The organism is Streptomyces sp. NPDC104581 (assembly GCF_055583685.1).
The window spans coordinates 184,299-202,198 of record NZ_JBVJNN010000001.1 but is presented as its reverse complement, the minus strand read 5'-3'; the positions used below and the strand labels follow the sequence as shown (position 1 = coordinate 202,198).

Annotated in this window: 22 protein-coding genes, 1 pseudogene and 1 riboswitch; of the genes and pseudogenes, 10 read left to right on the top strand and 13 right to left on the bottom strand. The window is 70.9% G+C overall.

From position 1 onward, the window contains the following. The first annotated feature begins 264 nt into the window (after nt 1–264). Nucleotides 265–798, top strand: a complete 534-nt coding sequence (locus ACZ61E_RS00920) for a GNAT family N-acetyltransferase (RefSeq protein WP_469696419.1) — start codon at nt 265–267, stop codon at nt 796–798. A gap of 68 nt (nt 799–866) precedes the next feature. Here ACZ61E_RS00920 and argB read toward each other — a convergent pair whose 3' ends face one another. After that, complete coding sequence (argB, locus tag ACZ61E_RS00915; protein ID WP_469696418.1) at nt 867–1,745, bottom strand: acetylglutamate kinase; 879 nt, start codon at nt 1,743–1,745, stop codon at nt 867–869. 167 nt (nt 1,746–1,912) lie between these two features. Continuing rightward, complete coding sequence (locus tag ACZ61E_RS00910; protein ID WP_469696416.1) at nt 1,913–2,731, bottom strand: SAM-dependent methyltransferase; 819 nt, start codon at nt 2,729–2,731, stop codon at nt 1,913–1,915. A 560-nt stretch (nt 2,732–3,291) separates the two neighbouring features. On the opposite strand from ACZ61E_RS00910, the gene ACZ61E_RS00905 reads away from it, so the two are divergent. The 6 genes and pseudogenes from ACZ61E_RS00905 to ACZ61E_RS00880 all read left to right on the top strand — a co-directional run bounded on the left by ACZ61E_RS00905 (nt 3,292) and on the right by ACZ61E_RS00880 (nt 9,270). Beyond that, the gene (locus tag ACZ61E_RS00905) at nt 3,292–3,903 is read left to right on the top strand and encodes an RNA polymerase sigma factor (protein WP_469696415.1); all 612 of its coding nucleotides are present in this window, start codon (nt 3,292–3,294) and stop codon (nt 3,901–3,903) included. 2 nt (nt 3,904–3,905) lie between these two features. Then, nucleotides 3,906–4,625, top strand: coding sequence for a hypothetical protein (locus ACZ61E_RS00900; protein WP_469696414.1), 720 nt, complete (start codon nt 3,906–3,908; stop codon nt 4,623–4,625). A gap of 196 nt (nt 4,626–4,821) precedes the next feature. After that, a pseudogene (locus ACZ61E_RS00895) lies at nt 4,822–4,920 on the top strand (DNA polymerase III); the annotation flags it as partial. Between the two features lie 112 nt (nt 4,921–5,032). Next, a riboswitch (cobalamin riboswitch) is annotated at nt 5,033–5,254 on the top strand. A gap of 162 nt (nt 5,255–5,416) precedes the next feature. Next, nucleotides 5,417–7,741, top strand: a complete 2,325-nt coding sequence (gene metE / locus ACZ61E_RS00890; RefSeq protein WP_469696412.1) for a 5-methyltetrahydropteroyltriglutamate--homocysteine S-methyltransferase — start codon at nt 5,417–5,419, stop codon at nt 7,739–7,741. A gap of 143 nt (nt 7,742–7,884) precedes the next feature. After that, nucleotides 7,885–8,709 (top strand): hypothetical protein, encoded by an 825-nt coding sequence (locus ACZ61E_RS00885; protein ID WP_469696411.1) that lies wholly within the window; start codon nt 7,885–7,887, stop codon nt 8,707–8,709. Between the two features lie 135 nt (nt 8,710–8,844). Then, complete coding sequence (locus ACZ61E_RS00880) at nt 8,845–9,270, top strand: Asp23/Gls24 family envelope stress response protein (RefSeq protein ID WP_469696409.1); 426 nt, start codon at nt 8,845–8,847, stop codon at nt 9,268–9,270. A 12-nt stretch (nt 9,271–9,282) separates the two neighbouring features. Here the strand turns inward: ACZ61E_RS00880 and ACZ61E_RS00875 are convergent, their stop codons facing one another. The 11 genes from ACZ61E_RS00875 to ACZ61E_RS00825 form a co-directional block, all read right to left on the bottom strand. Beyond that, complete coding sequence (locus ACZ61E_RS00875) at nt 9,283–9,828, bottom strand: hypothetical protein (RefSeq protein WP_469696407.1); 546 nt, start codon at nt 9,826–9,828, stop codon at nt 9,283–9,285. 47 nt (nt 9,829–9,875) lie between these two features. Next, entirely contained in the window at nt 9,876–10,265 is a 390-nt protein-coding gene (locus ACZ61E_RS00870) for a gas vesicle protein K (RefSeq protein WP_469696406.1), read from the bottom strand. Nucleotides 10,266–10,310: 45 nt separating this feature from the next. Further along, on the bottom strand, nt 10,311–10,604 hold the full coding sequence (locus ACZ61E_RS00865) for a gas vesicle protein (protein ID WP_469696404.1): 294 nt from the start codon (nt 10,602–10,604) through the stop codon (nt 10,311–10,313). Then, nucleotides 10,601–11,458, bottom strand: coding sequence for a GvpL/GvpF family gas vesicle protein (locus ACZ61E_RS00860; protein ID WP_469696402.1), 858 nt, complete (start codon nt 11,456–11,458; stop codon nt 10,601–10,603). Before ACZ61E_RS00860 ends, ACZ61E_RS00865 begins: the two co-directional genes overlap by 4 nt. Continuing rightward, nucleotides 11,455–11,889, bottom strand: a complete 435-nt coding sequence (locus ACZ61E_RS00855) for a gas vesicle protein (RefSeq protein ID WP_469696401.1) — start codon at nt 11,887–11,889, stop codon at nt 11,455–11,457. Before ACZ61E_RS00855 ends, ACZ61E_RS00860 begins: the two co-directional genes overlap by 4 nt. Before the next feature lie 36 nt (nt 11,890–11,925). Further along, nucleotides 11,926–13,113, bottom strand: a complete 1,188-nt coding sequence (locus ACZ61E_RS00850) for an SRPBCC family protein (RefSeq protein WP_469696399.1) — start codon at nt 13,111–13,113, stop codon at nt 11,926–11,928. Next, complete coding sequence (locus ACZ61E_RS00845; protein WP_469696398.1) at nt 13,106–13,708, bottom strand: hypothetical protein; 603 nt, start codon at nt 13,706–13,708, stop codon at nt 13,106–13,108. Before ACZ61E_RS00845 ends, ACZ61E_RS00850 begins: the two co-directional genes overlap by 8 nt. Nucleotides 13,709–13,734: 26 nt before the next feature. Beyond that, nucleotides 13,735–13,992, bottom strand: a complete 258-nt coding sequence (locus tag ACZ61E_RS00840) for a gas vesicle protein GvpG (protein WP_469696397.1) — start codon at nt 13,990–13,992, stop codon at nt 13,735–13,737. A 43-nt stretch (nt 13,993–14,035) separates the two neighbouring features. Beyond that, nucleotides 14,036–14,749 (bottom strand): GvpL/GvpF family gas vesicle protein, encoded by a 714-nt coding sequence (locus ACZ61E_RS00835; protein ID WP_469696395.1) that lies wholly within the window; start codon nt 14,747–14,749, stop codon nt 14,036–14,038. Between the two features lie 3 nt (nt 14,750–14,752). Further along, nucleotides 14,753–15,229 (bottom strand): gas vesicle structural protein GvpA, encoded by a 477-nt coding sequence (locus ACZ61E_RS00830; RefSeq protein ID WP_469696393.1) that lies wholly within the window; start codon nt 15,227–15,229, stop codon nt 14,753–14,755. 63 nt (nt 15,230–15,292) lie between these two features. Further along, nucleotides 15,293–15,589 carry a gas vesicle protein GvpO gene (locus tag ACZ61E_RS00825; protein WP_469696391.1) on the bottom strand — a complete coding sequence of 99 codons (297 nt, stop codon included), beginning with the start codon at nt 15,587–15,589 and terminating at the stop codon, nt 15,293–15,295. 185 nt (nt 15,590–15,774) lie between these two features. On the opposite strand from ACZ61E_RS00825, the gene ACZ61E_RS00820 reads away from it, so the two are divergent. The 3 genes from ACZ61E_RS00820 to ACZ61E_RS00810 all read left to right on the top strand — a co-directional run bounded on the left by ACZ61E_RS00820 (nt 15,775) and on the right by ACZ61E_RS00810 (nt 17,808). Next, on the top strand, nt 15,775–16,143 hold the full coding sequence (locus ACZ61E_RS00820) for a low affinity iron permease family protein (protein ID WP_469696389.1): 369 nt from the start codon (nt 15,775–15,777) through the stop codon (nt 16,141–16,143). Nucleotides 16,144–16,298: 155 nt separating this feature from the next. Continuing rightward, entirely contained in the window at nt 16,299–16,856 is a 558-nt protein-coding gene (locus tag ACZ61E_RS00815) for an EF-hand domain-containing protein (RefSeq protein ID WP_469696388.1), read from the top strand. Between the two features lie 43 nt (nt 16,857–16,899). Then, on the top strand, nt 16,900–17,808 hold the full coding sequence (locus tag ACZ61E_RS00810) for an aminoglycoside phosphotransferase family protein (protein ID WP_469696387.1): 909 nt from the start codon (nt 16,900–16,902) through the stop codon (nt 17,806–17,808). Nucleotides 17,809–17,900 lie beyond the last annotated feature (92 nt).

Here is a 17,900-nt window from a genome sequence, read left to right as displayed (position 1 = left end):
CGGCAGGCCGCGATGCTCCGTGCTCGGGGACGACCCCCGGCGGGTGGCGGTGTTGCGCATCGGGGACATCGAGGTGGTGGCGACCTTCGTCGACGGCGACGAGACGGGGAGGGCGGCGGACTCGCCCTTCCGGCGCTGACGTTCCCGCCGGGGAAGGCCGGCGCTGGACTCATAATTAAGGTAAGGCTAACCTTATTTCGTTTGTCCGTCGGAGTGACACGGCGACCGGCCGTTCTCCGAACGTGGAACCGAGGAAGGAAAGCCTTGATCACGGCTACGCCGCCCCCCGCCCCGCTGTCGCACGCGCCGCACCCGCTCCTCGCGCCGACGCCGCCCCCCGTACGCCCCGCCCGCCGGCAGGACGCCGCCGCACTCGCCGAGCTGTCCCAACCCTTCGTGCGCTCGGGGGCGTTGCGGGAGCGGCCCCTCTCGCTGTACGCCGACCGGGCCGCCGACTTCCTCGTGGCGCAGGGCCCCGGAGGCCGCCTCGACGGCTGTGTGGGCCTGCGCGTGCACCCGGCGGGCCCGGGGGAGGGGCGCCGCCCCGTCGGCGTTCTGTACAACTTCTGCGTGGCCGGGCCGAAGCAGGGGTGCGGCGTGGGAGCCGGGCTCCTGCGTACCGCACTGGCCGCCGCCCGCGCGCAGTCGCTCGGCGCGCTGTTCACGGCGACGACCGGCGGCGGCGGGCTCTTCGTCCGGTACGGGTTCGCGCCCACGGCCGCGCGCCCGGCGCCTCCGTCCTGGGTGGCGTCCCTGGACCCGCGGCGCGGGGCACGGATCCTCGCGCGCGCCCTGTGACCGTCGGCCCGCCCGGCCCGACAGGCCGGGCGGGCCGGGGAGTTACGGGAGTCCGGGGAGTCCGGTGATCAGACGGCGTTCGCGCCGTGGTGGTCCGGGGCGTGGTCCGGGCGGTCGTCGGGGACCACGGTGGTGCCGGGGCTGGTCTCGTCCAGGACGCCGCGCAGCACCGCGTGCGGCACCCGGCCGTCGAGTACGTGCGCGCGCCGGACACCGCCGCGCACGGCCCGCAGGCACCCCTCCATCTTCGGCAGCATCCCGCTCGCCAGCCCCGGCAGCAGCCCGTCCAGCGCGTCGGCCGTCAGACGCCCGATCACCTCCGTGCTGTGCGGCCAGTTCGCGTACAGCCCTTCGACATCGGTGAGTACCACGAGCCGTTCGGCGCCGAGGGCCACGGCGAGGGCCGACGCCGCCAGATCCGCGTTGACGTTGTAGACCTGTCCGTCGAATCCCCGTGCCACGGGGGAGACCACCGGGATGTGGCCCTGGTCGAGAAGCGTGCGGACCATGTCCGGGTTGACCTCCACGACGTCTCCCACGAGACCGATGTCCACCGTTCGCCCGCCCACCCGGGCGGAGCGCCGTACGGCCGTCATCGTGTGCGCGTCCTCGCCCGTCATGCCCACGGCGAAGGGCCCGTGCGTGTTGATGTGGCCGACCAGGTCCCGCTGGACACGGCCGCTGAGCACCATCCGGACGACTTCCATGGTCTCCGGTGTGGTCACCCGCAGACCCGCCTCGAAACGGGTCTCCAGGCCGAGGCGGTCGAGCATCGCGCTGATCTGGGGGCCGCCCCCGTGCACCACGACCGGGCGCAGGCCCGCGTGCCGCAACTCCACGACGTCCCGGGCGAACGTCCGCCGCAGACCGGCGTCCACCATGGCGTTGCCGCCGAACTTGACGACGACGGTGCGCGTGCGCGTGGTCGTCGCGGTCCGATCGGTCATGGTCTCCGTCTCTCGTGGTGTCCATGTGTCCGGAGACCGGGCACCACGCCGGAGACGGACCCCCGACGCTCCGTTAGCTTAGCCTAACCTAAGCGGAAGGGGGGTGTGGGTCGTACCGGTCACGAAGGGGGCGGCGGACCGGCGGCGCGCGGGAGTTGTCGTCCCGGTCAGGGTTTACGGGCGATGCCCGCGTAACAGGCGGCCTCCGCGTCGGTGACGTTCTCGGCCTGGTCCTCGTCGGTCGGGCGCCAGCGCTGGGTGGGCACGACACCGGGGTCGAGAAGTTCCCAGCCGTCGAAGAGGCGGACTATCTCGGCGTGTGGCCGCGCCTGGCCGGGGGTGCCGGCGGCGCGGTAGGCGCCGGTGAGCCGGGCGATCCCCTCGGGATCGAAGTCGGGGGTGACATGGGTGATGGTGAGGGTGCTGCCCGAGGGGAGTGCCGCCTTGAGATGCTCGACGATGCCGTGCGCGCCGCCTTCGACACGGTCGTCGGTGACGAAGTGGAGCAGCGCGTTGAGGCTCAGCGCGATGGGCCGGGTGAAGTCGAGCGTCTCCGCTATCTCCGGTGTCGCCAGGAGCGCGGCCGGGTCCGTGACATCGGCGTGCGCGTACGAGGTGTGCCCCTCGGAGTGGCTGTGGAGCAGTGCCCGCGCGTGGGCCAGGACGATCGGGTCGTTGTCCGTGTAGACGACGCGCGCCGAGGGGGTGACCTCCTGGGCGACCTCATGGAGGTTGGGCGAGGTGGGGATGCCCGTGCCGATGTCGAAGAACTGGGTCATGCCCTCCTGGGCGAGGAACCGCGCAGCGCGCCGCATGAAGCGCCGGTTGATGCGGGCGGTGGCCAGGATGGAGGGGAAGGCCGCGAGGGCCTTGCCGGCCGCCTCGCGGTCGGCGGGGAAGTTCGTGGTGCCACCGAGGTAGTAGTCGTACATACGGGCCGAATGCGCCTGATCGAGTTTCAGGTCCACCGTGCTGTTCTCCGCCATGCCACGCCCCCAGGAGTGGTTCGCTGTCCGGTCGGCCGGCCCGGGTGCGCGCCGTACCGGCGCCCCCTCCGCCACCGGGGTTCACTTCCCGCCGTCCGCACGGAACAACCGCGGGAGCGAGGGGCGTTCCGCCGGGCCATGGCGGTCTGTTCGGACGAACGGGAACAGGTTTCCGAAACCGTCACCCGAACGCCTAAGTAGTCATACTATTACCGTCGGCGAAGACAATTGACCGAAGGTTTGCACAAGACGCCCGTTCTTCCGGTTGGCTGTCGAGTGAGACATCCCGTCTCCACCGAGATCCGCTCCACCGTGGCGCGGCACGGTGCCCCCCACCCCCCCCCAAGGACATGCGTGGAACTCGATCGGGAAGCCCCGGCGGTTCGCGGAACCTTCGCCCGGGTCTTCACCGGCCACCCGAGGACCGCCACGAGAAGCGGCCCGGCGACCGAAGCGCGCGCCGGAGCACGCCACCTCCGAGGTCCGCAGTACGCCCCCCACACACCGTCGGGCGCCGCCCCGACACCGGACGCGCCGACGCGCGCGTCCGAGAGCGGAAAATGATGGCCGCCAGTACCCCCAGGACACGGGCCGCGGACGCCCCCGGCACCGGAGAAGCCCCCGACGACGCCCGGCAGGGACGGCTGGGCCTGACCTTCGACGCCTTCCACGACTACCACCGCGAATTATGGATGCGCTACGCCCACTCCCAGGTCGGCGGGCGCCCCGCGGCCGAGACCGTGGTGGACACCGCCTGCGCGCACCTGAAACGGGACTGGAAACACGCGCTGGCCCGGGAGTCGGTCTCCCGCTACGCTTGGTCGCTGCTGAAGGAGGAGACCCACCGCTGGCTCGACGAACGCGGACTGCGGCCGCTCCTCGTCGGCACCGCCGCCTTCCACGCGGCACTCGCCAAACTCCTCCGGGACGGCACCCGGGACCAGTTCACCGTCCTGGAAGGTGAACTCGGCCTGTACGGCGCCATCATGGACCTGCCCGAGCGTCAGTACGACATCATCGTCCTCAGGTTCGTCCTCGGCGAGGACGAGGAGAACGTCGCGGAGTACCTCGGCATCGAACTCGCCACCGTACGCTCCCAGGCACAGCATGCCCGCCGCCGCCTGGCACGCGAACTCGACCTGGCCATCGAACCGACCGAGACGGAAGGGTAGCCGTGCGCACCAACGACCACGCCTCCATCAGCACCCTGCTCGACCAGGCAGAGGTCCTCGTCGACACCTACACCGACTACGACACCGAAGCCGCCAGGCGACGGGTCGAGGCCAGGGCCGCCCGCGTACCCTCCGAACCCGGTTCCGGCGCGCCGCGCACTCCCGCCGCGCACGAGCAGGCCGCCCGCGACCTCGACCTCGCGGTCTCCCTCATCGTCGACACCCCGCAGGCGGCAACGGCCCTGGCACGGCTGGCCGATGACGACCGGCCGGACCCCGAGGGCGCGGTCGTCTTCGGCGCGCTGCTCCATCTGGCACGTGACCACGACGCCGCCCAGTTCTGGTGGCAGTTCGCGGCCGGCGGCGGCAACCGCACCGCCGCCTTCTGTCTCTACCTCGCCCATGGACGGCGTGCCGAGTTCAGCGACGCCCGGCACTGGCGTGCGGAGGCCCGCAGACTGACCGCACCGGACAGCGCGCCGCCGGCCCCGGCCGCGCGCCCCCTGCTGCCGGAGAGCATCCGTCACCAACTCCTGACCCAGTGCCGCTCCGGCAGCCGCCCCACCCTTCCGGCCCGGCTGGAAGCGGTCATCAACCGCCTTCCCGTCGACCCGGACAACGACTTCGGTACGATCCCGCGCCCCGTCCCCACCCTGACGCGCGACCTTCCGCACGGCCATCAGTCCGCCCCGCCCGGCCGGGCGGGGAACGCCGGCACCTGAGACCCGACGCACCGTCCGGTGACGCCCAACCACCTTCCGCCGCCTGCCACTTTGCGTCCGCCGCTCGCCGCCCGCCGGGAAACCGGATGACCGGGGACCGGGCCGTTCCTCCCCCGGCCCCATGGACGACGAGGGGCACCTGCTGAGCATGGTCGGCGTCGAGGCGACCTGTCGGGCACCGGCGAGGGACCACCGCGCCGGCCTCCCGCTGGAGGGCCGCCACCACCGGGGCGACGACGACGCGTGGAACATCGCCGCCCTCGTCGTGCGGCCGGCGGAGCGCGGGGACCGGCCCGCCCCTTCCTGCGCGCACCGGGGACCCGTCGTGCCTCCTGCGCCCGGATCGCCTCGCCCGTTCCCCCGTCCGCGATGTGGTCCACACGTGTGCGCCCGCCGCCCGGCCCTCTAGGCTGGTCGGTGCAGCTGGTTCGTCCCTGTCCGCCAGGCAGGTGCGTCGTAAGAGGGAACCCGGTGGGAATCCGGGACTGCCCCGCAGCGGTGAGTGGGAACGACCGCCGTCATACGCACTGGGCCCGGACGGGTCTGGGAAGCGACGGCCAGTAGGAGTCTCGTGAACGGTACGAGACGGGCCCACGAGTCCGAAGACCTGCCCGTTGCCCGCGCGTGACCGATCGCGCGCGGTCGTTCCGGTGACCTCGTGGGCGGGTCGGCGCACATATCGAGCGGCACGCGCGTCCGACGACGCGGCGTGGACCGCACGATCGGTCGTCCCTTCGCGCCCGCGTCCCGTCCCCGGGACCTCAAGGACACATCTCGCGAAGGAGAGTTCCGTGACAGAGAAGTCCGCGGCCGCGGCAGCACGGGCCACCGTGTACGGCTACCCCCGCCAGGGACGGAACAGGGAACTGAAGAAGGCCGTCGAGGGCTACTGGAAGGGCCGCGTCGACGCCGCCGCCCTCCGCAGGACCGCCGAGGAGCTGCGCCGTACGAACTGGCGGCAACTGGCCGAAGCGGGCATCCAGGAAGTGCCCTCCGGCGACTTCTCCTACTACGACCACGTCCTGGACACCAGCGTCATGGTCGGCGCCGTCCCCGAACGGCACCGCGCGGCGGTTGACGCCGACGCGCTGGACGGCTACTTCGCCATGGCTCGCGGCACCCGGGACGTCGCGCCGCTGGAGATGACGAAGTGGTTCGACACCAACTACCACTACCTGGTGCCCGAGTTGGGCCCGGACACCGTCTTCACCGCCGACCCGGCCAAGCAGGTCGCCGAGTTCGGGGAAGCCCTCGCGCTCGGCCTCACCGCCCGCCCGGTCCTGGTCGGCCCCGTCACCTACCTCCTGCTGGCCAAGCCCGCCCCCGGTGTCCCCGCCGGCTTCGAGCCGCTGACCCTGCTCGACCGGCTCCTGCCCGTGTACGCCGAGATCCTGGCCGACCTGCGCGCGGCGGGAGCCGAGTGGGTGCAACTGGACGAGCCCGCGCTGGTCCAGGACCGTACCCCCGCCGAACTGGAGGCCGCCGGCCGCGCCTACCGCGAGCTGGGCGGGGCGGCCGACCGGCCCAAACTGCTCGTCGCCTCCTACTTCGGCCGGCTCGGGGACGCGCTGCCCGTCCTCGCCAGGGCCCCGATCGACGGACTCGCGCTCGACCTCACCGCATCGGCCGCCGCCGACCTCGACGCCCTCGCGGCCGTCGGCGGGCTGCCCGGCAAGCGACTGGTCGCGGGCGTCGTCGACGGACGCAACATCTGGATCAACGACTACGAGAGGTCCCTCACCACCCTGGGCACGCTCCTCGGCCTCGCCGACCGCGTCGACGTCGCCGCCTCCTGCTCCCTGCTGCACGTCCCGCTCGACGCCACCGACGAACGCGACATCGACCCCGGGATCACCCGCTGGCTCGCCTTCGCCCGGCAGAAGACGGAGGAGATCGCGGTCCTGGCACGCGGACTCGGGCAGGGCACCCACGTCATCACGGCCGAACTCATCACCAATCGCGCCGCGCTCGCCTCCCGGGCCGGCTCCGCCCTCACCCGCGACCCCGCCGTGCGCGCCCGCACCGCCGCCGTCACCGACGCGGACGCACGGCGCTCCCAGCCGTACACCGAACGCACCACGGCGCAGCGGACCCGTCTCGGCCTCCCGCCGCTGCCGACGACCACCATCGGCTCCTTCCCGCAGACCGCCGAACTGCGCACCGCGCGGGCCGACTTGCGCGGCGGGCGGATCGACACCTCCGGATACGAGGAACGGATCAGGGAAGAGATCCGGGAAGTCCTGTCCTTCCAGGAGAAGACCGGGCTCGACGTCCTGGTGCACGGTGAGCCCGAACGCAACGACATGGTGCAGTACTTCGCCGAACAGCTGACCGGTTACGTCGCCACGAGCCACGGCTGGGTGCAGTCCTACGGCACCCGGTACGTGCGCCCGCCGGTCCTCGCCGGGGACATCTCCCGGCCCGGACCGATGACCGTGCGCTGGACGTCGTACGCGCAGTCGCTCACCGACCGGCCGGTGAAGGGCATGCTCACCGGGCCCGTCACGATGCTCGCCTGGTCATTCGTCCGCGACGACCAGCCGCTCGCCGACACCGCGCGCCAGGTCGCGCTCGCACTGCGCGACGAGGTCGGCGACCTCGAAGCGGCGGGCACCCCGGTCATCCAGGTCGACGAACCCGCCCTCCGCGAGACGCTGCCCCCGCGCTCCGCCGACCAGGCCGGCTACCTGGCGTGGGCGACGGAGTCCTTCCGGCTGACCACCGGCGGGGTACGGCCGGACACCCAGATCCACACCCATATGTGCTATGCCGAGTTCGGCGACATCGTCCAGGCCATCGACGACCTCGACGCCGATGTCATCAGCCTGGAGGCCGCACGCTCCCACATGCAGGTCGCCGGCGAACTCGCCGCGCACGGGTACCCGCGCGAGGCCGGACCCGGTGTCTACGACATCCACTCCCCGCGCGTCCCCACCACCGAGGAGGTCACAGCCCTGCTCCGCAAGGGACTTGAGGCCATCCCGGCCGACCGGCTCTGGGTGAACCCGGACTGCGGGCTGAAGACCCGCGGCTGGCCCGAGACGCGGGCCGCACTGGAGAACCTGGTCGCAGCTGCCCGCGCGATCCGCTCACGACCGGCCACCGACGGCTCCTGACCCGCGGGGCGCCGTGGCGGGCCGGGCCGGAGAGCGACACCTCCGGGTCCGGCCCGCCGCCGCGCCGGGCCATCTCTTTGCGGCGGCGGAGCGGGCGCATGACACTTGAGGTGCGGGGGCCACGCTCGGCGAGGGAGAGTCGTATGCCCCAGGGCGACAAGAGCCGGGACGACCACGACCGGCAGGAGTTCGACGGAGAGGAATCCGGCGCGGAAGAGGCGGAAGTCGTCGACGGGGAAGAGGAACCCGACGAATACGCCGAGGGCGAGGTGGTCGAACAGGGACCACCGGATGTCTATCTGGACGTTCCGGTGCTGAACATCGAGGAGATCCAGCTCGGCGTGCAGGATCTGCGGGCCCATGTGTCCCTGAAGGCCGAAGTCCTCGATCTGGTCCGGCTGAATGTCGGCGCGGACGTCACGCTGGGATCGGTGGACCTCGACATCAAAGGTGTCGAGGCGCAGGCGCAGCTGAAGGTCCGCCTCCACAACGTCGCGACCATCGTCAACCGTGTATTGACGACGATCGACCGGAACCCCGAAATCCTGGAGCAGTTGAGCAAGGGTCTGGGAGAGGCGGTCGAGGAAGTCGGTACGGGCGCCGGGGGAGCGGTCAAGGAGATCGGCAAGGGCACCGGTGACGCCGCCGAGAGTGTGGGCCGGGGCGCCGGCGCCGCTGTCGAGGACGTCGGCGAAGGTACGGGCAAGGCGGTGGAGGACGTGGGCGAGGGCGCCGACGAGGCCGTGAAGGACGTCGGCGGGAGCGCCGGCGACAGCATCGAGGCCGTCGGGAGGAGCACCGGCGAAGCCGTCACGCCGGACTCGGCAGGTAAGGCCCACAAGACCCGCAAACACACCCGCGGGCCCGCGAAGGACACCGGCTCACGCAGGCGAGGCGACGGATCGGGCGAACAGCGCGAGGCGCGGAACGCCAGGACGGCCCGCCGCCGCGACGCGTACAGACGCTGATCCCCATGGGGGTGCCTCGGCGGGGGGCCTCACCCGAATGGCGTTGTCCGGACGTGCGGAGCACCCTGGTGAGGGGGGACGACCGCCCGGGAGGCATCTCTCCCGGCGGTGACAACCCAGGAAGACTGGTCGGTCATGACAGTGAACGAAGCCACCTCGAAAGCAATGTCCAACGGCCACCACCACCGCCACGACGTCAGAGGGAGAACGACGATCGCGGACTCGGCGGTGGCTTCCATAGCCGGTGTCGCGACCCGCGAAGCGGCGGGTGTCCACGCGATGGGCGGCGGAGTCTCCCGGACCCTGGGAGCCGCCCGGGACAAGATGTCCCTCTCCGACGACGCCTCACGCGGAGTACGGGTGGAAGTCGGCGAGAGACAGGCCGCCGTCGATGTGAACGTGGTCATGGAGTACGGCCATCCGCTTCCCCGGACCACCGACGACATCCGCTCGGGCGTCTCCGACGCCGTCGGGAACATGACCGGACTCGATGTCGTGGAGGTCAACATCGCCGTCCTCGACGTGCACGTACCCGGGTCGGACGACGACAGCGGCGAGTAGTCCCCGCGACCGTCAGAGTCGTCCGCCCGTCATACGGGTCAGCGGCCCGACGTGCGGCTTGGCCGTCTGACGGCCCAGGGCGAAGGCGCCGCCGGCCAGCCCGACGACTCCCGCCGCCGCACCCGCCGCTATCGCCTTGCGGTGCTTGACGGCGGTCCACGCGGTGGACGCCGTGGCAGCCGCTCTGCCCGCGGTGGAGATGAGGGCCTGCTGCCCGCTCTCCCAGCCGCTCACGGCCGCCTGGCCGGCCCGCTTCGTGGCGTCGCCCGCCGTACGCGCACCGTTCCCGACGGACTTCTCGGCCGCCTGCCCCGATTCCCTGGCCTTCGACGCGGCGGCGGTCGCGTCCGTCTTCGCGCGGCTCGCGGCGGTCTTGGCCGTCTTGGCCGTCTTGCGGGCGGGGGCGCCGGTGCGCTTCGCCGCCGTCTGCCGCCCCTTGCCGGCGGTCGATTTGGCGGCTGATTTGGCGGGCGTGTTCGCCTTTCGCGCCGCGCCGTTCGCGTTCGCCTTCCGGGCGGTGCCGTTCGCGTCCTTGTTCGCTTCGTTCTCTGAAGTCATGACGTTCGTGTTGCCTCTCGACAGTGCCTGAAACGCCGACGCCCGGCTCAGCCGGGGTCGCGGGGGAGCAGGGAACCGAGCGGGCCGAGGTCCAGATTGAGGTCGTCCATGGTGAGGTCGTAGCGCTCACAGAGTTCGGTCATCCGGTCCTGGAGGATCATCAGCGTCATACCGATGCGCTCCTCCTGGTCCTCCCGGAGATCGCCCTGGTCGACCCGGTGCAGGGCGGTGCGCTCCATGAGCTGCCGCAGTAGTTCGACGATGGTGAGAACGAGCTTGATCAGGTCCCGTTCCACCGTGTCGGGGTCGGTTTCGAGGCGCTGGGCGATGCCGTCACGCGACGCGGGCTCGTCCGGTCCCGTCGGGACGAGATCGAACGCCCGCGCCGCCGCCCGTGCGACGTCCTGAAGATCGTCGCCGCGGGGTGTGTCAGCCATGGAGAGTCTCCTTACGGGCGCCGGCGGCGCCCGGTCCCGTGCCGTTCACCACGGGGCCGGTCCGTCGGGTGTGATCGAGCGGATGACCGCCCGCAGGTTGATGTGCACGAGGTCCACGTCGGCCACGGAGAGCACGAGATCTCCGGTCAGGACGGCTCCGCCGGTCAGCAGCCGGTCGAGCAGGTCGATGAGCGCGACCGGCCGTCCGGCGAGGGACTCGATCGAGTCGTCGTCCGAGCCGGCCGGGCCGTCGTCGTGTCCGGCGCCGCCCGGCGGCCGGCGGCCCCGTGTCCCGGCGAACCCGACCGTCGGCAGGGCCTCGTTCAGTTCGCCGTTCACCGTCGCCCGCCGTTCCCGCCGCTGCCCCCGGCGGCCTCGGCCGGCGGTGTCGCGAAGGAGTACGGCGCCCAGGGACCGGTGATCTCGACACGTACGCCGGGAACGTCGTCGGCGAGCCCCGCGAGCGCCGCGCGGAACTCGGCCACCCGGGACGCCTCCACCAGATAGGCGTCGTTGGCGATGTTCTCGCCCGCTCCCGCCGCGAGATCCCCCTGCTGGAGCCGGTGCGCCAGCCGGGCGCGGGCGGTCGCGCCCACCCGGGCGGGTACCTCGGCGGCGACCGCCCCGGCCGCCTGGTAGGCGTCGCGGTGGTGACGGCGCTGTTCGCGGCGCTGCCGCAGATAGGCGCGCCCGGGGCCGGTCTCGGCGGGCTCGCCCGGCCCCGTGGCCGTCGTGGCCGCCGCGCTCGCCGCGGCGGCCTCTCGCGGGTCGGCGTAGACCTTGACGCCCAGTTCGACATGGCCTTCGAGCCGGGAGAGCAGGTCACCGAACTCCACGGCCCGTTCGACCAGCATCTCGGCCACCCGGGCGTCGTCCAGATACACCGTGGCCAGCCTCATGGGCAGCACGGTCGCGCTCTCGTACGCGGCCTCGACCACGCGATGGTGCGCACGGGCCAGCACTTCGAGCTGTCCGATGTCCTCCATCTGCGCCCGCAGACCGTCCGTACCGAACGATTCGTGGGGCACCGACGACACCAGGGCCAGGAGATCTCCGGCGCGCACCGTACGCAGCGCGCCGCCGTGCGCCCCGGTGCGGCCCGACAGCGCGGAGTCCAGCGTCGTCCCGGCGCCGCCGACCGCGTAGACGTACCTCATCGGCGGGGCCACACGGCGTGCGTCGGTGCTGTTCACCGCTCCCTCCTCTCTTCCACCGCGGCACGCAACTCGGCCAGCTCGGCGCGCAGTTGCGCGTTCTCCAGTGCCAGCGGACCCGCCTCGCCGCCGTCGGAGGACGAGCCCTGCACGCCGCGGGGGCCGTGGTCGTCGCGGTCGCCGGTCGCGTTCACCGACCCCGAGGGCCGGGCGCGGGAGGAGAGCGAGGGATCGTGCTCCCACCAGTCGATGCCCATCTCCTTGGCCTTGTCCACGGACGCGACCAGCAGTCTCAGCTTGATGGTGAGCAGCTCGATGTCGAGCAGATTGATCTGGATGTCACCGGCGATGACGATGCCCTTGTCCAGGACACGCTCAAGGATGTCGGCGAGATTTGCGGATGACCCTTGCTGGCCGTACGGGGACATCCCGGAGGAGGTCCCCATACGGCCGGCCAGTGAATCGGTCACTGGAATCAGCCCTGTCTGTGCTGTCGGCGGAGTGTGTCAGCGACGCGCCGAGGCGGTACGGCGCCGGGGACGCGGGGCCGGCTCCTCCTCTTCCTCCTCGCCGTCGACGAGTTCGTCCTCGTCCTCGTCCACGTCTTCGTACGCGTCCTCGTCCTCGGCAGGTGCGTCCTCCTCGACGGGAACCTCCTCGTCGGCGCGAGCCTCGTCGGCGGGAGCGTCCTCCTCATCGGCGACGTCCTCCTCATCGGCGACGTCGTCCTCGTCGTCGTACTCCGCACGCTCCTCCCGCTCCTCCTCGGGGAGTTCCTCCTCTTCCTCCTCCGCGTACTCCTCGTCGGCCCCGGCCTCCGGGGCGTCCTCGGCCTCTTCCCTCTCCCGGGCCTCTTCCTCCTCGACGGCCTCGTCGTGCTCCAGCACGACCTCCCCGTCGCGGATCTCACCGCGCCAGCCGTCGGTGGCCTCGCCGCGCATCATGATGAACTTGCGGTAGAGCTTGAGGTCGAGACGGGCCCGGCGGCCCTGGGCGCGCCAGATGTTGCCGGTCTTCTCGAACAGCCCCTTGGGGAAGTACTCGAGAACCAGCAGCACCCGCGTCAGGTTGTCGGTGATGGCGTGGAACGTCACCACGCCCTTGACCGTGCCCTTGGCGCCCTCGGTGGTCCAGGTGATGCGCTCGTCCGGCACCTGTTCGGTGACGTTCGCCTTCCAGCTGCGGGTGGACTTGGCGACCTTCACCTTCCAGTTGCTGCTGGTGTCGTCGGCCTTCTCGACGCTCACGACACCCTTGGCGAAGGTGCTGAACTCCTGGAACTGCGTCCACTGGTCGTACGCCTCGCGCACCGGCACACCGACGTCGATGTCCTCGGTGATGGTGACGCTCTTCGACTTGCCACCGCCGCTCTTGCGCCCCTTGCCGAACAAACCCTTGACCTTGTCCTTGATGGTGTCCTTCAGATGGGAGGTACCGGCGGCCATGGCAGCCTGCGCGGGCGACTTGCCCTCGCCGAGCGCCTGACCGCCCTTGGCCAGGGACTTCACCGCCCCGCCGGGACCGTTCCCGGAGTCGCCCAGCTTGCCGACGCCCTCGCCGAGCCGCTGCCCGAGATTGGTGACGGCGTGCGTGGCGCGCGCCTTGAGGTAGTTCTGGAGCTCCTCTTTGAGACGGTCGGTGGCCGGGTTCTTCGCCACGTCGTCCTTGAGCCTGCTGAAGGTGGAGTCAGCCATTGCCACCACCCCGTTCCTTGCGGCCGGCCGACGGAGCGGTCTTGCGCGCCGTGGACGAGGTCTTCTTGCGCGCCTCCCCGGTGCGGCCCGAGGCGGTCCCGCGGGAGCCGGAGGAGGTCTTGGCCGCGGGTTTGGCGGTCCGTTTGGCGGCCGTCCTGCGGCGCGGCGCCGGCTTCTCGTCCGGCTCGTCACGCTCGTCCGCCTCGTCGGCGTCGTCGCGGACGTCCCGGCCGTCGGCGTCGCGCTCGTCGTCCTCGTGGTCCTCACGGTCATCGGCGCGGACGTCCTCCGGGTCGCCCTTGCCCTCAAGGCCCAGGGTCCGCTGGTGAAGGGAGTCGGCCAGACCGGTCGCCCGCTGCGTCAGGGCGTTGGTGGCGGCGGTTTTCGTGGCGTCCACCAGCTCCTTGCGGACCTGGTCGTTGAGGGTGCCCAGCACGGGCGAGTTCGCCACCAGTTTGCCGAGCTGCTTCGGATCGAAGTCCAGTTTCTTGCCTGCCAGGAACATTCCGAGGCCGATGGCCATTTTGGCTTTCTTCGTGCGTCCCAGCAGGTAACCACCCACCAGGGCGACACCTATCTTGACATTGCCTGTCATCTCTTGTGCACCTCAATCTCCCCGTGTCAGGGATCGGCCCGCAGACGCCGCTGTTGCGCCTCGATCTCATCGAGTCTGTCCAGCAGTTCGTCCTCGCGCCGGTCGAATTCCTCTTCGCTGATACCGCCGCTCAGCAGCTCCTTCTCCAGGTCGGCCAATTCCTTGCGCACGGGACCGGGGTCGTAGTATTCGCGTTCCGCCGCGAGCACCACCTGATCGAGAACCCAGACGGACCCTCGCACGGGTGCGAGCGGCAGAGTGAGAATCTGCGTGATGAGGCCCATGACGGATCCTCCGATCATCGGGAGCCTGTCGAACGAGCGGTTGTCAGACGAAGCTGTAAGGCGGCAGCGGTCCGTTCAGGGCGAACTCGTAGCCGTCGCCCCGGCGTTCGGCCTCTTCGTGAACGGCCTGCGAGAAGGCCCCGGCCTCGTCACGCTTCACCAGGAAGGACACATTGAGGAAATGCGCCTTGGTGGGTTCGGCCCGCGATTCACGTTCCGCCGACGCGGTCAGCGCGCCGAGCATTTCCGCCGCCACCGCCTCGTTCCGGACCTGGATCTCACGGGAGACGAGTTCGCCGAGCGCCACCTTCTCGTCGTGGGCGGCGGGATTCTCCCGCGTGTACTCACTGAGTCGGCGCACTTCCTCCGAATCGGCGAGTATTTCGCGCAGCAGGCTCTGCTCCACGCGCGACACCTTCAGGTTGTATTCCAGACGGCCGTCGAGTTCGGTGAGGCGGGCGGTGTAGCTTTCCCGGTCCTCCTCCAGCGCCGCGCGCACCTGGTCGTCGTCCGGGCCGACGAGGCCGAACCTCATCGGCAGGGCGGCGCCGTCGGTCATCAGCCGCTCCAGCACGCTCTGGTGCGCGACGAGATCGCGGCGTTTGGCACGCAGGTCCGGCGGCGTGTCACTGACGACGGCGCCAAGAGCCCTGGTCCGCACGGTCCGCAGGGGCGACGGAGGATCGCCGACACCGCTCAGACCGTCCAGCCGCAGCGGATGGTCGGCCGCGGTGATGGCGTAGACATATGTGGGCATCGGTCACTCCTCCCGGCGCTGGGTGGTGCGGCGGCTGCTGGACGAAGCGGTCTTGCGCGCGGGCCGCTTCTCCTTCTCCTTGTCGTCGTCGGAGCTGGAGCGGGAGTCGGAGTCCGAGCCCGAACGGCCGCTCTGGAACGAGTCGGTGAAGGCTTCCACCGCGCCCGTCAGCGCTCCTTTCGACTTCCCCTTGGCCCCGCTCTCGACCGAGTCACCGACTATGTCGGTGAGCTGCGTCGGGGCCTTGCGGCCCGATTCGAGGTCAAGCCGGTTGCATGCCTCGGCGAAGCGCAGATAGGTGTCCACGCTGGCGACGACGACACGGACATCGATCTTGAGGATTTCGATACCGACGACCGACACACGAACGAAGGCATCGATGACGAGCCCCCTGTCGAGGATCAGCTCAAGAACGTCGTAGAGATTGCCGGATCCGCTTCCGGCGGTGTTGGAGGCGTTGCTCTGCTGTACGAGACTCATCGTCGGCCTTCCTTCCAATGAGTTCTGTTGCGTGGTCCGGCCCGAGCACGGTGCGAATGCGGCTCAGCGGTCGACCTGGCCCCGTGCGTACCGGCGAATTCGCTCGTAACTCACGAGTTGCCCCTGACCGTCGAGCGAGACGCGATAGGAGGCCATGACACTGGTGGTGTCGGGGATCTTCTCGATCTCCACTACTTCCACGTCGGCTGTCCAGCCCTCGTCCGTCGCCTTGAGGGCGGACACGGAGTTGGGTTCACAGCGGAGCAGCTCGGCGAGTTGTCCGGCGGCTTTTCGCATCGCCGTCGAGATGTCGATCCGCGCCTGCTTCTCTTCGCCTTCCTTGCTGTCCGTCACAGCCATTTTCCCGCCTGTCGTACGTCGTCCGGAGACACTTCCCGGCCGTGCTGTCCGGTTGATTTCGATTGGGCATCGCCCGTGGTGCCACCCCCTGGTGCCCATCGGATCCGAACGTATGCGTGAGAGAAAACACAGCGCTTCCGGCGCTTCCCGCCGAGGAAGGGGAGAACGTGTGTACGGTCGGGCGCATGACGCTTCAACATCCCGCGAAACGTGGTGGCGACAGTCCCGGACGGTTCGCCCGCCTTGCCGAGTACGCCTCCAACTTCACCAGCTCGCCGGCGTTCTTCGGGGTCTGCATGGTCCTCGTCGGCGTCGTCATCGGCGCGCACTTCGCCAAGCTGGAGGTGACCTGGCTGCTGCTCGCCGGCGAGTCGATGACCGCGGTGACATTGCTGCTGCTCGCCCTGCTGAAGAACTCCGAGCGCCGCGCGGAGCACGCCATCCAGCTGAAGCTGGACGCCATCGCGGCGGCGCTGCTGGAGACCCAGGAAGGCAAGCCGGGCACCGCTGTGAAGAGTCTCAGGGAGGCCATCAGGATCGAGGACGACACCTGACTCCTGCGGTCGGCCGGACCGGTGCGCCTGCCCTCTGAGGGTTAACGATCGAGCGTATGTGCCCGTGGAGATACGGGCGCGCCTGCGCCTACATTTGCCTGGCGGTCGCTGCGGTTCGTGGTTCGGTTCGGGTTCGGCGTCGAGGGAGGCCGCTCATGGCCAGCGCGTTTCAGGAGCGCAAGCTCAAAGGGATGTTCGCCGCGTTCGACGCGGACGGTGACGGCTATCTGCGGCAGCGGGACTTCGAGGCGCTCGTCGCCCGCTGGAGCCGGCTGCCGGGAGTGGAGCCGGGCACGGAACTGCGCGCCCGGGTGGAGTCGCTGCTGATGGGCTGGTGGGCGGCGCTGGTCGAGGTCGGGGACGCCAACGGAGACGGCGCCGTCGACCTGGACGAACTGCTCGCGCTCGTCGACCGGCTCCCGGCCATGGTCGGGGACGTCACCGCGACCGCCGACACCGTCTTCGACGCCACGGACACCAACGGCGACGGCCGGATATCCCCGGAGGAACACCACAGGCTCGTCGAGACCTGGAACGGGCAGCCCGCGGACATGACGGGCGTCTTCGAACTGCTCGACGCGAACGGCGACGGCCACCTCAGCCGTGCGGAGTTCGCGCTGTTGTGGCGCCAGTTCTGGATGAGCGACGACCCGGCGGAACCGGGGAACTGGCTCTGCGGCCGGTTCCCCGACAAGGTCCCGGGCGTGGTGTGAAATCCCGTTGCCCGGTTTGATCGCCGGGCGCGATGATCGGGGGATGCCCCCCACTCCGCCCGACGGCCGCGCCGGAATCGACGCGGCCCTGGTGAAACGTCTGATCGCCGCGCAGTTCCCGCAGTGGAGCGCCCTGCCGGTCACCCCCGTGGAGGTCGACGGCTGGGACAACCGGACATACCGGCTCGGCGAGAGCATGACCGCCCGGCTGCCCACCGCCGCCGGCTACGCCCCCGCCGTCGCCAAGGAGAACCGGTGGCTTCCTGTGCTGGCACCCCAACTGCCGGTCGCCGTACCGCCGGTGCTCGGACTGGGAGTTCCCGGTGAGGGCTATCCCTTCCCCTGGTCGGTGCGTGGCTGGCTGCCGGGCGGGACGGCGGTGCCCGAGCGGATCGGGGACATGACGGCGTTCGCCGTCGAGGTGGGCGAGTTCCTGCTCGCCCTCCAGCGCTGTGACGCGACCGGCGGCCCGGTCGCGGGGGAGCACAGCGCCTACCGGGGCACACCGCCCGCGCACTACGACGAGGAGACGCGCCGCTGTCTCGCCGCGCTCGACGGCCGGGTGGACACCGCCAGGGCCGCCGCCGTGTGGGAGGCCGCGCTCGCCGCCGAGTGGCGCGGGGAGCCGGTGTGGTTCCACGGCGACATCGCCTTCGGCAATCTGCTGGTCGCGGACGGGAAGCTGGCGGCCGTCATCGACTTCGGCACGTCGGGGGTCGGGGACCCCGCCTGCGATCTGGTGATCGCGTGGGGGATGTTCCACGGCGAGAGCCGGGCGGCGTTCCGGCGGACGGTCGGCCAGGACGAGGGCACCTGGGCCCGTGCCCGGGGATGGGCCCTGTGGAAGGCGCTGCTGGTCCTGTCCCGGGACATCGACACGGACGAGGAAGCGGCCCGGGCCAACAGAGGGGTGATCGCCGAAGTCCTCGCGGACCACGACGAGTTCGCCTGACGGGGCCGGACCCGGCCACGGGCCGGCGGCGTCCCGTACGCGCGGCCGGCGACGGGACCCGGAGCCTGACCGGGAGCCCCGGCCCCGCGCCG